The sequence below is a fragment of the Rhizobium sp. BK650 genome (genome assembly GCF_014195325.1).
Classification (GTDB): domain Bacteria; phylum Pseudomonadota; class Alphaproteobacteria; order Rhizobiales; family Rhizobiaceae; genus Rhizobium.
On the sequence record NZ_JACIBK010000008.1, the window covers coordinates 75462 to 88989 of the forward strand.

Annotated in this window: 11 protein-coding genes and 1 tRNA gene; 6 read left to right on the forward strand and 6 right to left on the reverse strand. The window is 58.1% G+C overall.

Going from position 1 to position 13528, the window contains the following annotated elements; genetic code table 11:
- Positions 1-7: 7 nt before the first annotated feature.
- Positions 8-1141, reverse strand: a complete 1134-nt coding sequence (locus FHX15_RS19580; RefSeq protein WP_184400027.1) for an ROK family transcriptional regulator — start codon at positions 1139-1141, stop codon at positions 8-10.
- 235 nt (positions 1142-1376) lie between these two features.
- Between FHX15_RS19580 and FHX15_RS19585 the strand changes: the two genes are divergently transcribed.
- Positions 1377-3050: an ABC transporter ATP-binding protein/permease gene (locus FHX15_RS19585; protein ID WP_184400241.1), complete on the forward strand. Its 1674-nt coding sequence runs from the start codon at positions 1377-1379 to the stop codon at positions 3048-3050.
- A gap of 110 nt (positions 3051-3160) precedes the next feature.
- Here the strand turns inward: FHX15_RS19585 and FHX15_RS19590 are convergent, their stop codons facing one another.
- The 3 genes from FHX15_RS19590 to FHX15_RS19600 all read right to left on the reverse strand — a co-directional run bounded on the left by FHX15_RS19590 (position 3161) and on the right by FHX15_RS19600 (position 7799).
- Positions 3161-4480 carry a glucoamylase family protein gene (locus FHX15_RS19590; RefSeq protein WP_184400028.1) on the reverse strand — a complete coding sequence of 440 codons (1320 nt, stop codon included), beginning with the start codon at positions 4478-4480 and terminating at the stop codon, positions 3161-3163.
- Positions 4481-4578: 98 nt separating this feature from the next.
- The gene (locus tag FHX15_RS19595) at positions 4579-7041 is read right to left on the reverse strand and encodes a phosphoketolase (protein ID WP_184400029.1); all 2463 of its coding nucleotides are present in this window, start codon (positions 7039-7041) and stop codon (positions 4579-4581) included.
- 86 nt (positions 7042-7127) lie between these two features.
- Positions 7128-7799: a CBS domain-containing protein gene (locus FHX15_RS19600; RefSeq protein WP_184400242.1), complete on the reverse strand. Its 672-nt coding sequence runs from the start codon at positions 7797-7799 to the stop codon at positions 7128-7130.
- 403 nt (positions 7800-8202) lie between these two features.
- On the opposite strand from FHX15_RS19600, the gene FHX15_RS19605 reads away from it, so the two are divergent.
- The gene (locus FHX15_RS19605) at positions 8203-9393 is read left to right on the forward strand and encodes an IS481 family transposase (protein ID WP_184400030.1); all 1191 of its coding nucleotides are present in this window, start codon (positions 8203-8205) and stop codon (positions 9391-9393) included.
- Between the two features lie 44 nt (positions 9394-9437).
- Here the strand turns inward: FHX15_RS19605 and FHX15_RS19610 are convergent.
- Positions 9438-9512, reverse strand: a tRNA-Gly gene (locus FHX15_RS19610).
- A 255-nt stretch (positions 9513-9767) separates the two neighbouring features.
- Between FHX15_RS19610 and FHX15_RS19615 the strand changes: the two genes are divergently transcribed.
- The 4 genes from FHX15_RS19615 (at position 9768) to FHX15_RS19630 (ending at position 12279) form a co-directional block, all read left to right on the forward strand.
- On the forward strand, positions 9768-10280 hold the full coding sequence (locus FHX15_RS19615) for a prolyl-tRNA synthetase associated domain-containing protein (RefSeq protein WP_184400031.1): 513 nt from the start codon (positions 9768-9770) through the stop codon (positions 10278-10280).
- Between the two features lie 56 nt (positions 10281-10336).
- Positions 10337-11308 carry a thioredoxin gene (trxA, locus tag FHX15_RS19620; RefSeq protein ID WP_184400032.1) on the forward strand — a complete coding sequence of 324 codons (972 nt, stop codon included), beginning with the start codon at positions 10337-10339 and terminating at the stop codon, positions 11306-11308.
- Positions 11309-11410: 102 nt separating this feature from the next.
- Entirely contained in the window at positions 11411-12082 is a 672-nt protein-coding gene (locus FHX15_RS19625; RefSeq protein ID WP_184400033.1) for an LON peptidase substrate-binding domain-containing protein, read from the forward strand.
- 8 nt (positions 12083-12090) lie between these two features.
- The gene (locus tag FHX15_RS19630; RefSeq protein WP_112545684.1) at positions 12091-12279 is read left to right on the forward strand and encodes a Trm112 family protein; all 189 of its coding nucleotides are present in this window, start codon (positions 12091-12093) and stop codon (positions 12277-12279) included.
- Between the two features lie 9 nt (positions 12280-12288).
- Here the strand turns inward: FHX15_RS19630 and FHX15_RS19635 are convergent, their stop codons facing one another.
- A complete protein-coding gene (locus FHX15_RS19635) occupies positions 12289-13503 on the reverse strand; it encodes a ubiquinone biosynthesis hydroxylase (protein WP_184400034.1) in 1215 nt (404 codons plus the stop codon).
- Positions 13504-13528 lie beyond the last annotated feature (25 nt).

Below are 13528 nucleotides of genomic sequence, written 5' to 3' on the forward strand. Positions count from 1 at the left end.
GGAAACCTCAGCTGATATTGGGACCAATCAGAAAATTGTGGGCGGCGATGCTGGCAGCGCCCCTCGCCCAGACGTCGCTGTCGACGCGGCGATTGCGGATCGGCGTCTGGCCGGCATAACGCGGAAGAACATTGGCCTCGATCGCCTGTTGCACAACCGTGCCGAAAAGGCCGTCGAAGGAACTATCGACATGGGTGACCAGGATCAGGCCGGGATCGTTCATCTGGATCAGGTGCGAGATTGCGAGGCCAAGGGCGGCGCCGGCCTTATGGATGATGGCGATTGCCTCGGCAGTGCCGTGAGAGGCTTCCGCTTCCAGTTCCGACAGCGAGGTGCATTTCAAGCCGGCGGCTCGTGCCATCTCTTTGATCGCCTTCATGGAAGCGACGGTGTCCAGGCAGCCGCGTTTGCCGCAACGGCAGGGCGCGCCACCGGGCTCGATCGTGGCATGGGCGATCTCTCCCGCACCACCATGATTGCCGCGATAGAGCCTGCCGTCGATGACATGGGCGCAGCCGATGCCTTCTCCGAGCGAAACCACCGAGAAATTCGGCGTGTCACGTGCAATGCCGAAGAGCTTCTCGCTGACGGCGACGGCCTTTGCATCATTTTCGATGAACGTATCGACGCCGCTTGCCTGACGGATCATTTCGGCAAGCGGCACATCCTGCCAGCCGAGCAGGGTGGATTGCACACAAGTCGCCTGCTTTTCGTCGACGAAGCCAGATAGCGCCACGCCGATACCGGCAAGTTTCGAGCTCGCCTGTGGATGCGCCCTTAGAATTTCCGGCAGGCCATAGGCGATCGCATTGGCGACGATCTTGGGATCGCGGGAATAAGGCAGTTGCTGGCGGGCGATGATATTGCCATTGAGATCGCTCAGGATCATCGGCACAGGGTCTTCCAGGAGCGAGATGCCGATGAAGAAGGCGCATTCCGGCTTCAGGTCGAGCAGAATAGAAGGCCTGCCCTGGCCATAAACAGTTTCCGTCTCATGCAGTACGCCGCGATCTATCAGTTCGCGCGCAATGCCGCTCATCGCTGCCTTGCTGAGTCCGATCGCCGATGCAAGATCGGTCCGGCTGAGGGGGCCGGACTCGCTTATGACCCGCAGAAGCTCACGCTGCGATGAGTTGAACATTGAATTGCTGACCTGGCGGCATGTGATTTGCCGTGACAATAAGTTCACGAGTTGAACCAAGCAATCAAGATAAATGAAAAACTGATCAAAGCCGACGTCAGTTGACGGTACGCGCATCGCGCGCAGCGGGTTGTGCCGGATTGGCCGTCCAGGCGTTGCTTTCCCTCCTGGAGCCTCTCCGCTGTCGGCATTTTCACGCTATAATCCATCTGCACGCAAGGCGGGGGGGGCAAGCATGGACCAGCAGCAAATTCCACTTAAATTGACGGCAATTCGGTTCATCCGCGCGATCAAATTGTTCATGACATCCGATGTTGGCGGACGAGCCGGGTTCCTTCTCGCTTCCCTGATCGCCCTCTTCGCCGGCATCAGCGCTCTGAACGTCGTCAACAGTTTCGTCGGCCGGCACTTCATGACTGCGATCGCTGATAGGCAGACTGCCGAATTTATCCGCCAGGCGATCCTCTACGCTGGCGCTTTTGCTGCTTCAACGGCCGTATCGGTGATTGCCCGCTTCGCCGAAGAACGACTGGCTTTGCTTTGGCGAGAGCACCTCACCCGCCGTGCAATCGGTGTTTATATGGCCGACGGCACTTTCTACCGGCTCGGCATTCGAGGTAAAGTTGCCTATCCTGACCAACGGATCGCTGAGGATGTCAAGGCATTCACGACGACGACGCTTTCCTTCCTGCTTATGCTGCTCAGCAGCGTATTGACGATCTTCACCTTTTCGGGCGTGTTGTGGCTGATCAGTCCGCTTCTGTTCTTTGCGGCGGTTATCTACGCCGCCTTCGGATCGTTTATGACGATCGTGTTGGGACGACCTTTGATCGACCTGAACTATAACCAGCTCGACCGCGAAGCAGCTTTCCGGTCCGAACTGATCCGTGTTCGTGAAAATACAGAATCGATTATGATCGAGGGTTCCGAACAACGCCACACAGATCGGCTCCTCAAGCAGTTCGATAGCCTTGCCGCAAATTTCAGGCGGATAATCGGCATCAATCGCAACGTTGGTTTCTTCACCACCGGCTACAATTGGATGATACAGATCATTCCGGTCGTAATCATCGCGCCCACGTTCATGCGCGGTGATATCGAATTTGGGGTCATCACGCAGTCGGCGGCAGCCTTTGCCATGCTCGTCGGTGCGCTCTCATTCATCGTCGCACAATTCAACTCGATCTCGAACTTCGCGACCGTCGTGGGGCGCCTCAGTTCCCTTTTGGAAGCGATCGAGGAGGCTAGCAGCCCGGCGGATATCGGTATCGAACTCGTCGAGACTGGGGGCAGTCTTGGCTATGAACACCTGACGCTGACGTCGCCGACAGGAGAGGCATTGGTGACGGATTTGTCAGTCGTCATCCCAACCGATACGCGGGTAATCGTTGCAGGAGAAAGTGAGGCCGCGGCCTCCGCTTTATTTCGGACGACGGCAGGGCTTAATACGTCAGGGACCGGGCGCATCGTCATCCCACCCCGTCGAAATGTACGGTTTCTCGGTCAGCGGGCCTATTGGGGGCCGGGAACACTGCGCCAAATCCTGGTATCCCCGGAGCATTCGATCGAAGAAACGGATGAACAAATCCTCGCTTTGCTGAAGAATCTCGGGCTCACACGCGGTTTGATGCCCAATGACCTGAACAGCGAGCAAGACTGGTCCACGCTGCTGTCGCCTCGCGAGCAACAGCTCGTTGCACTTGCAAGCGCGATCATAGCCACTCCGACGTATATTGTTCTGGAAAAAGCCGATGCCATCTTCGGTCATGAGCTTCTGACCGCAATCCTCCGGCTTCTGGCCGAAAGAAGGATCGCGTGCGTCAACTTCGCCGAGCCCGATGCCCCACGCTCATCCTACGATGCTGTTCTGGAATACGGTTCGGACGGCTCCTGGAGGTGGATTGATTAAAAACAGAAAGCCTGACCGTCCCGCAATCTGGTTCTTTGAAACCGTCTGCGGCGTTGTTCGCCACAAGCCCGTTGTGCGTCAGGAAAACTCGCGCGGATCCGGCACGGCCATCATAACCAGCCGCCTGAAAACCCCGCTCGTCTTAGTCCGACAACCACCGGCTCGCAGCGACGCATAATGTTCCACAGCAAGCCGCTTCGGTAGTTTTCGATCATCAAGACAACGGGACCTTGGTCGATCCCGAAATGGTAGGGGCTGACCCACCATTCATCGTTGTTGTCACCAGTCGTATATGTCTGGTTGAACGACGGCCTAAACCCGTAAAGTCGCGTCATTCCAAGTTTCATGCGGGCAAAGTTTCGCACGGTCGGGATGACGATTTCCGGCGCAAATGGCAGCGAGGCGACCACCACCCAGGGGGATACCGTTCCATCATCCGGCCCATAGGGTGCGCCCCGGGCGACGTAGTCGAAGAATTCCCGATCGACGCCGTCTATATTTCTCTTGATCCAGCCAGGGCCATCGCTTGCCGTGAAACCCCAGCAATGTTCGCCATAGCCTTTAAAGTTCAGCGGGTTGCGAATGGCATATTCCTGCTGGACGAAAGTGGCGTGCCGGCTGTTCTGGAAATAGTCGCTGCGATGCTCACGCATGAAATTGTCGCGAATTTCGCGAAAATCGATCCACATATGTGAAAGCTGATGCGTAAAGAGCGGGCCGGAATAGAGCAATTCGCGACCGAAGATATTCCGCCATTCGTAGCTCTCCGTGTAAGCCGTATAGCTTTCCGGTGGCAGAGGATGGCTCGGCGAGCCGAGCCCGAGAATGTAAAGAAGCAGGCCCTCGTCATAGCCCCGCCAGCGATAGGGAATGAATCCACTTTCCGGTCGCCAGCCATGGGTGAGCGTAGCCCCGTGGTCGCGAGCCCAATTCCAGTCCACGCGCTCGTATAGCGCGTTGGCAAGTGCGCGAACCTTCGCCTCGTCCTCGGTGTCTGCATCGAAATAAGCTGCGACGGTCAAAGCACCGGCGAACAAGAAAGCCGAGTCGATCGTTGACAATTCGCACTGCCAGACTCGTCTCCCCGTCTCAATGTCGAGGAAATGGTAGAAGAAACCCTTATAGCCGGATGCGTCAGGTTCCGGTCCCTGGTGGCAGGACATCAGGAACTCCAGTCGGCGTCTGGCGATCTTGGCGGCAAACTCGCGAATGACGACACCGCGCTCCACTATGACGGGAATGGTGGCAAGAGCCATGCCGATGGCGGCGATACTCGCCGGTGCGCCTGCCTGTGTCTTGTCTCGGACCAACCCGTTGTCCGGATTCGTGCATTGCAGATAGTAGAGCAAGGTCGTGAACTGAAGGCGACTGAGGTCCTCATCCGTCGGCATTCGGTTCAATTCGGGATCGGTTGACAGTAATTCCGACATGGCAGGGTAACCGAGGAGATCAGATGGTTTCGTCGGACAACCGGAGGCGGCCTTGATTGGACGCCTGCCGGTATGATCATTTATTTGCGACACGTCGCCTAGGCATTGTCTCCCTCTGTGGAAGTCGCCGCCTTCCCTTTCTCCGTGCTCTTGACGCCCCATTTCCAGCCGCTGATCTCGGGCATATCATCACCATGTGCCTCGATATATTGCCGGTGCTCGATCAGCTTCCCGCGGATTGCCTGCTTGAAATAGGCTGCGCGCGCGCCGAGCTGCGGCAGCCGATCGATGACGTCTTCGACGAGATGAAAGCGATCGAGCTGGTTCAGAACGACCATGTCGAACGGCGTCGTGGTCGTTCCCTCTTCCTTATATCCCCGGACGTGCAGGTTTTTATGGTTGGTTCGCCGATAAGTCAGCCGGTGAATCAACCAGGGATATCCGTGAAATGCGAAGATGATCGGCTTGTCCTTTGTGAAGAACGCATCGAAGTCACGATCCGAAAGCCCATGAGGATGTTCGCTCGAGGGCTGAAGCTTCATCAGATTGACGACATTGACGACGCGCACCTTCACTTGGGGAAGATGCTCACGGATCAGCTGGACGGCGGCGAGCGTCTCGAGGGTCGGTACATCCCCGCAGCAGGCCATCACCACATCCGGCTCCGAATCCCGGTCATTGCTGGCCCATTGCCAAATTCCGAGGCCTTCGGCGCAGTGCTTGATGGCTTCATCCATGGTGAGCCATTGCGGCGCAGGCTGCTTGCCTGCGACGACCACATTCACATAGTTGCGGCTGCGCAGACAATGATCAGTGACGGACAGGAGCGTATTGGCATCCGGCGGAAGATAGACCCGGATAACCTCCGCCTTCTTGTTGATCACATGGTCGATGAAGCCTGGATCCTGATGAGAAAAGCCGTTGTGATCCTGTCTCCACACATGCGAACTCAGGAAGTAGTTGAGCGAGGCGATCGGCCGCCGCCAAGGAATGTGGTTGCACACTTTCAGCCATTTGGCGTGCTGATTGAACATCGAGTCGATGATGTGAATGAAGGCCTCGTAGCAGGAAAAAAAGCCATGACGCCCGGTTAGCAGATAGCCTTCAAGCCAGCCCTGGCATTGATGCTCGCTCAGAACCTCCATGACGCGGCCATCCGGCGACAGGTGATCGTCTTCGGGATAGATCTCGGCCATATAGCAGCGATCCGTCACCTCCAGCACATCCTGCCAGCGATTGGAGTTGTTCTCGTCTGGGCTAAACAGCCGGAAGTTCTGGCTGTTGAGATTGAGCTTCATCACGTCGCGCAGGAACTTACCCATGAGGCGAGCGGATTCTGCCGTTACCGATCCCGGCTTCGGCACCGAGACGGCATAATCACGGAAATCCGGCATCTTGAGATCGCGCAGCATCAGCCCGCCGTTCGCATGCGGATTGTCGCTCATGCGGCGATGCCCGGTCGGGGCCAGCACGGCCAGCTCAGCCCGCAATTTGCCGTTACTGTCGAAAAGTTCCTCGGGCCTGTAGGTCTTCATCCAGTGTTGAAGCACCTTGATATGTTCCGGCTTGTCCATATCGCCCATCGGAACCTGGTGCGAACGCCAATAGTCTTCGCATTTCTTGCCGTCGATTTCGGAAGGGCAAGTCCAGCCCTTCGGTGTGCGGAAAACGATCATCGGCCATGCAGGACGGCGGACATTCCCTTTGTCTCGTGCATCCGCCCAGATCTTTTTGATCGACGCAACGGCAGTGTCCATCGCTGCGGCAAGCTGCTGCTGTACCTGATCGGGCTCGTGGCCTTCCACGAAAAGGGGTGCGTATCCCATGCCCTCAAAGAACTTTACCAATTCCTCCTTGGGAATACGGGCAAGGAAGCAGGGATTGGCGATCTTATAGCCGTTGAGGTGCAAGATCGGCAGAACGCATCCGTCACGGGCAGGATTGAGAAACTTGTTGCCATGCCATCCCGTCGCGAGGGGGCCCGTCTCGGCCTCCCCGTCACCGACGACACAGGCGACAATCAGATCGGGATTGTCGAAGGCTGCGCCATAGGCATGGCTGAGTGCGTAACCGAGCTCGCCACCTTCATGTATGCTTCCGGGTGTTTCGGGGGCGACGTGGCTCGGGATGCCGCCGGGAAAGCTGAACTGCTTGAACAGCCGTTTCATGCCCTCCTCGTCCTGGCCGATATTCGGGTAGAATTCGCTGTAGGTCCCTTCCAGATAGGCATGTGCGACGAGCGACGGTCCACCGTGGCCAGGGCCGATCACATAGATCATGTTGAGGTCGTCGCGCTTGATCACCCTATTAAGGTGCACATAGAGCATGTTCAGGCCCGGCGAGGTTCCCCAATGGCCGAGCAGCCGCGGCTTGATATGTTCGCGTGCGAGGGGCTTCTTGAGCAGGGGATTGTCGAGCAAATAGATTTGCCCGACCGAAAGATAGTTTGATGCCCGCCAGTAAGCGTCCATCAGCCGGAGCTCTTCGGCCGATAGCGGCATTTTTCCAGGCGACGCTACCGAGACTTTTTTGTTCATCACTGCCGTGTCAAGTGAAGCCATCTCAGTCTCCCAATCAAAATGACATTGCTGGATCTCGCCGGCCCGTTTCATGAAGGCCGGTGCAGTCTCATGTGGATGCTGCGGTCCTATTGCGGAGGAGATTCCGGGAAATGCTCCACCACACCGCGGACGCCGTTGACGCCTTCCGCGAGAATCCGCGCGGCCCTGCGGCAAGCCGCCGTCTCGACATTACCCCAAAAATGCACGACCCCATTAGCGACCGTCACGGACACATCCAGTCCTTCCAGGCCGGTATTTTCACCGAGCCGGACAAGAATGCTGCGTCGGATGGCTTCGTCACCAGTGGCCGTATCGTCCGATTTTGCCGAGTAAATTACCTGCAGAAGGTCGGCGCGGCTGACGATGCCGACGAGATTGCCGTCCCGCAGGACCGGAATGCGCTTGATGCCGCGGTCCTGCATGAGCCCGGCAACACGGGAAAGGGGCGCATCTTCGTCGATCGTGACAGGCTCGGGTGTCATGACGTCACCCACTCTCCATGCACATCGTTTTACAAAAGCGTTCGCCCTGTCATCCGGGCCAACTCCCATGTCCGTCTTCAGGGCGAATGTTCCACTGGATAGCTCCGTTCGACGGATCAGATCGCCCTCGCTGATGATACCCAACAAGCGTCCACCGTCGTCAACGACAGGAACTCCGCTTATGTGCTGGTCGGACATCAGTCTGGCCGCATGCCGAACGCTATGGTCAGGTGATATTGTGACAACCGTTGTCGTCATTACGTCTTTGACGAGCATGTCGATCCACCGCAGATCTGAACGACGGGAATCTTCTTCTATCTGTGCCAGAGGCAGGGATAGATAAAGCGTGTGCGCGAAGAAGCCTCCCAACAAAGCTCGAAGAGCCTAATCGGATACTACCACATTTTGCATTGAGCAGGATCAATCGGACGTCACAAATCTGTTTACGGTGACCGAAGGGGCAACGAACGCCCTCCGCCATCGCAAATGGAATGGACTTCGATCGAAGCTCGGCCTGTTTTGCTTTGACGAGTCGGTTATGGCGATTCGTAGCATGCGCGACGAGACGTTTGAATTTCGCTATGACCAATACGAAGGCTTATTTTGCCCGATCTGAGAGATAGGTGACGGAGCGTACTGGAGACATGGGTAACACTTTTCGCTTTTGCGGGAGGTGTTGATGCCGTGGAGAGAGACTTCGGTGATGGAGGAACGTCTTCGTTTTGTCGCCCGGTTGCTGGAGGGCGAAGGGATGAGCGAGGTTTGCTGTTCGTTCGGCATCTCGCGCAAGACCGGCTACAAGATCTTCAACCGCTACAGGGACGAAGGTCTGGAAGCGCTGACGGACCGGTCGCGTCGGCCGGTGCGTTATGCCAATCAACTGCCCGAACCGGTCGAGGCGATGATCGTGCGACTCAAGAAGGACAAGCCGCACTGGGGGGCGCGCAAGATAAGGGAGTTGCTGGTCAAACGGCTGGCCGGCGACGTGCGGGTGCCAGCCAGAAGCACGGTGCATGCGGTGCTCGACCGATACGGCCTTGTGAGCCAGGCCCGCAAGAGGAACCGGGCGAACAAGGCCGTGGGAACGCCGCTGTCGGCGCCGCTCGATCCCAATGACCTGTGGTGTGCCGACTTCAAGGGCGAGTTCAAGCTTGGCGATGGCCGATATTGTTACCCGTTGACGGTCACCGACCAGGCTTCGCGCTATCTCCTATGCTGCGAAGCTTTCGAATCGACACGGGAGCGCGGCGTCTTCGAGGCCTTCCACCGGCTGTTTGACGAGCGTGGCCTGCCAGACGCCATCCGCTCCGACAACGGCCTGCCATTTGCCAGCCCCAACGGGCTCTCCAATCTGTCGAAGCTGTCGGCATGGTGGCTGAGGCTCGGTATCGCGCTCGAGCGCATCAGGCCGGGCCATCCGCAAGAGAATGGCCGGCACGAGCGCATGCACCTGACGCTGAAGAAAGAGGCCACGCGTCCACCCGGCCGCAACATCCTGCAGCAGCAGGCGCGCTTCGATGCATTCATCAGCGAATTCAATACCGAAAGGCCGCACGAGGCGCTTGCCATGAAGGCGCCCGCAGACATCTACACGCCATCGGCGCGAACCTATCAGGGGCTGCCGCAGATCAGCTATCCCTTCCACGACAAGGAGGCACTGGTCACCAGTTGCGGTCGCATCTGCATCCATCGCAAGAAGATCAACATCTCGACCGTCATGGCCGGTCACAGGCTCGGCCTCAAGGAGGTCGACGACGGTATTTGGCTCGTCAGCTTCATGCACTATGATCTCGGATATATCGATCTGGAGCAGAGGACTTTGCAAACCATCGACAACCCGTTCGGCACGAGGTTGTCACCCATGTCTTAGGAACGATCTGTTACCTATGTCTCCGGGTCGGACAAATGGGAAACTGGAGCGGGCGAAGGGATTCGAACCCTCGACCCCAACCTTGGCAAGGTTGTGCTCTACCCCTGAGCTACACCCGCTCAAATCCGCACCGGTCCGGGGTAGTAAGTAGCGGACCGTGGGCGTCACCTTGCGGCGACGGGCGCTATATCGCCCAAACGATTTTCAAATGCAACAGGGAAATGACGGAAAAACGAAGAAAAGTTTTGGCAGTGGAAAACCGGCTTTGCAAAGGCCGCGAATGCAGGGCAAAGCGTCGGTCTCGAAGGTTGCCAAGCCCACGAGGCGGACGTAAGCAGTCCGTTAAACCTGCTTCTTTCTCGTTTGATGGAACGATGATGACCGAAAACAAGCCCAGGACTCGCCAGGATCTTCTCGTCTTTCTCGATGGTCTCGGCATTGCCCACAGTACCAAGGACCATGCGCCGGTTTTCACGGTCGCCGAATCGGTGGCGCTGCGGGATGAGATTCCCGGCGGGCACACAAAGAACCTGTTCGTGAAGGATAAGAAGGATCGGTATTTCCTGCTGACAGTGGAGGAAAACGCCGCCGTCGACCTCAAGCAGGTCCATACTCTGATCGGCGCTTCCGGCCGCGTCTCCTTCGGCAAACCCGAGAAACTGATGGAATATCTGGGCGTCATTCCAGGCGCTGTTACAGCGTTCGGCGCGATCAACGATACCGGCAACGACGTCACCTTCGTGCTCGATGCGGATCTGATGCATGAAGAGATCATCAACTGCCATCCGCTCTCCAATGATGCAACCACTTCGATCGCCAGCGCCGATCTCATACGATTCATGGAAGCGACGGGGCATAAGCCGCTTGTCTTGAAAGTGACGTCCTGACATACGATTTTAGCGCTATCAGAGACGCCGGCAGATCGGCGCGGCGGGAGATACCTATGAGTGGCAGCGACAATCCTTATAACGGTTCCTTCGGCAACCAGATGTCGGCAACAGCAAGCTATGGCACCGCACCCCAGCCTGCGGCGGGCAGCGGTCATATTAAGGACACGACGACGGCGAATTTTTCGAAGGATGTTCTGGAGGAATCGCGCAACCAGCCCGTATTGGTCGATTTCTGGGCGCCCTGGTGCGGCCCCTGCAAGCAGTTGACGCCCGTCCTGGAAAAAGTCGTCAACGAAGGCCAGGGCCGCGTCAAGCTGGTCAAGATGAATATCGACGATCATCCCTCGATCCCCGGTCAGCTCGGCATCCAGTCCATTCCAGCCGTCATCGCCTTCGTCAACGGTCGCCCGGCCGACGGCTTCATGGGTGCGGTTCCGGAAAGTCAGGTCCGCCAGTTCATCGATCGTGTTGCAGGTCCTGTAGGTGCCGATCAGGCCGCTGAGATCGAAGCCGTTCTGGCGGAAGCGGGCGAATTACTTGCCGCCGGCAACATCAATGAAGCGGGGCAGCTTTATGGCGCGATCATGCAGGCCGAACCGGAAAACGCCAAGGCTCTCGCCGGCATGGCCGAGTGCCTGATCGCCGCCGACCAGCATGGCGAGGCTCGCCAGATGTTGAGCGAGTTGTCTGAGGCGCTTGCCAAGGAGGCAGGTATTCAGGCGGTCCTGAAGAAACTCGATCAGATCGAGGAAGCCCGCAAGCTCGGCGATCCCGTCGCTTTGGAGCGCGAGCTTGCATCGAACCCGGATCATCACGAGGCCCGCCTGAAACTCGCCAAGATCCTCAACGTCGAGGGCAAGCGCGAGGAAGCGGCGGAACACCTGCTCACCATCATGCGTAAGGATCGCGCCTTCGACGACGATGGGGCGCGTCGCCAGCTTCTGCAGTTCTTCGAGGTCTGGGGATTCAAGGATCCGGCGACTGTTTCGGCTCGCCGCAAGCTTTCCTCGATTCTGTTTTCCTGAGTTTGCCGCATCCACCCTTGCGTTTTTACATAAGGGCACCACATTTCTCGTGGGAGCGGGCGCCGCAGATGCGTCCGCCGAAGGAGTGCGGGACTAGTCTTCATGCAAGTTGGCAATGCCAGATATCTGAAGCCCAGCGATCTACCGGATGAGGTTGCAGTTTTTCCGCTGACAGGTGCGCTTCTCCTGCCTGCCGGGCAGTTGCCGCTCAATATCTTCGAGCCGCGTTATCTCGCGATGTTCGATGCCGCATTGGCCGGAAACCGTCTGATCGGCATGGTGCAGCCGGCACATGGCGAGCATGAAGACAAGACGCATGCACCTGAGCTTGCGGCAGTCGGCTGCCTTGGCCGGATTACCTCTTATGCCGAGACCGGTGACGGACGTTACATTGTCTCGCTGACGGGCGTGTGCCGCTTCCGGCTGCTGGGGGAACGATCGCACGGCCAGCCGTTCCGCACCTTCCGTATCGCGCCGTTCATATCGGACCTCTCCGCCGAGAATGAGGAGGAAGCCGTCGACCGCAGCGCGCTGCTGACGGCTTTCAAGGCCTATCTCGATGCCAATAAGCTGGAAGCCGATTGGGAAAGCGTGGAGCGCGCCAGCAACCTTACCCTCGTCAATTCACTCGCGATGATGTCGCCCTTCGGCCCGGCTGAAAAGCAGGCGCTGCTCGAGGCACCCGATCTGAGGACCAGAGCGGAAACCTTGATTGCCATTACGGAAATCGTGCTTGCCCGTGTTTTCGGCGATTCCGATACCGTGCTGCAGTAGGGGACGCTATGGACGAAAAGCTGAGCCGGGTTGATCCCAAACTTCTCGAACTTCTCGTCTGCCCGCTGACCAAGGGGCGGCTTTCCTATGACCGCGAGCATAACGAACTCGTTTCGGAAAAGGCTCGTCTTGCCTATCCTATTCGGGACGGCATTCCGATCATGCTGGTTTCGGAAGCGCGCAGCCTCGAAGACTAAGGCGTAAGATCAGAGCGCTTCGCCTGCAAGCAGCCGCGGATTGTTCTTGGCTGTGGTTCCTGCTGCCTGGCCGATGAAGAAGGATTTTAGGCTGGGCAGGCGATCGACGATGCCGAGCCCGAAATCGCGTGCAATACGGATCGGCGTCATGTCGTTTGAAAAGAGACGATTCAGCACATCTGTCGTGACACCCATGCGGAACGTGTCGAAGCGGCGCCAACTCTGATAGCGCTCCAGAATATTGATGGCGCCGATATCGAGACCGAGGCGATCAGCTTCGACGATCGTTTCGGCCAGCGCTGCCACGTCCTTGAAGCCGAGGTTGAGGCCCTGGCCGGAGATCGGATGGATGCCATGCGCTGCGTCGCCGGCAAGGGCAAAGCGTGGGGCGACGAAGGAGCGGGCGAGTGTCAGACCGAGAGGAAAGGCTCGCTTGTCGCCAACGACCCTGAGAGCCCCGAGCTTGTGGCCGAAGCGGCGTTCCAATTCCTCCTCGAAAACCAGATCGTCGGCGGCGACAAGGCGGTTGGCGTCGTGCGTCCGCTCGGTCCAGACCAGCGATGACCGGTTGTTGCGCAGCGGCAGGATGGCGAAGGGGCCGGATGGAAGAAAATGTTCTTCGGCGCAGCCGTGATGCGGGCGTTCGTGCTCGACCGTGGTGACGATGCCGGACTGGCCGTAGTCCCAGGTCACGGTCTTGATGCCGGCAAAGTCGCGTAGCCTTGAGCGCACGCCGTCGCAAGCGACCAGCAGGCGCGACTGCACCGTACTGCCGTCCGAAAGGCTGACTTCGATATTGGTGTCGCCGGTTTTCAGTCCCGTGGCACTGAGACCGTGGCGGATCTCGATCCCGAGCCGTTCGCACAATCCGCGTAGTGCGCCGACCATCACAAAATTCGGGATCATGTGCGCGAATGGCCGACCATCGGCCACTTCGCCGTCGAAGGTGAGGAAGATCGGGCGGACAGGATCGGACATCCTGGAATCGGTAACGACCATCTTATTGATCGGCTGCGCTTCCGGCTCGATCTCGTCCCAGATGCCGAAGACTTCAAGCATCTTCGTCGCTGCCGCAATGATGGCAGAGGCGCGCATATCGCTTTTCCAGGCATGCTCGGGCGCCGCCTCGACGACGGCGACATCGAGATGAGGTGCCGCCTGCTTGACCGCCACGGCCACGGACAGGCCAACATAACCTCCGCCCACAACCAGCATGTCCAGCATCGTCCGCTCCTGTTACTTTTTACGA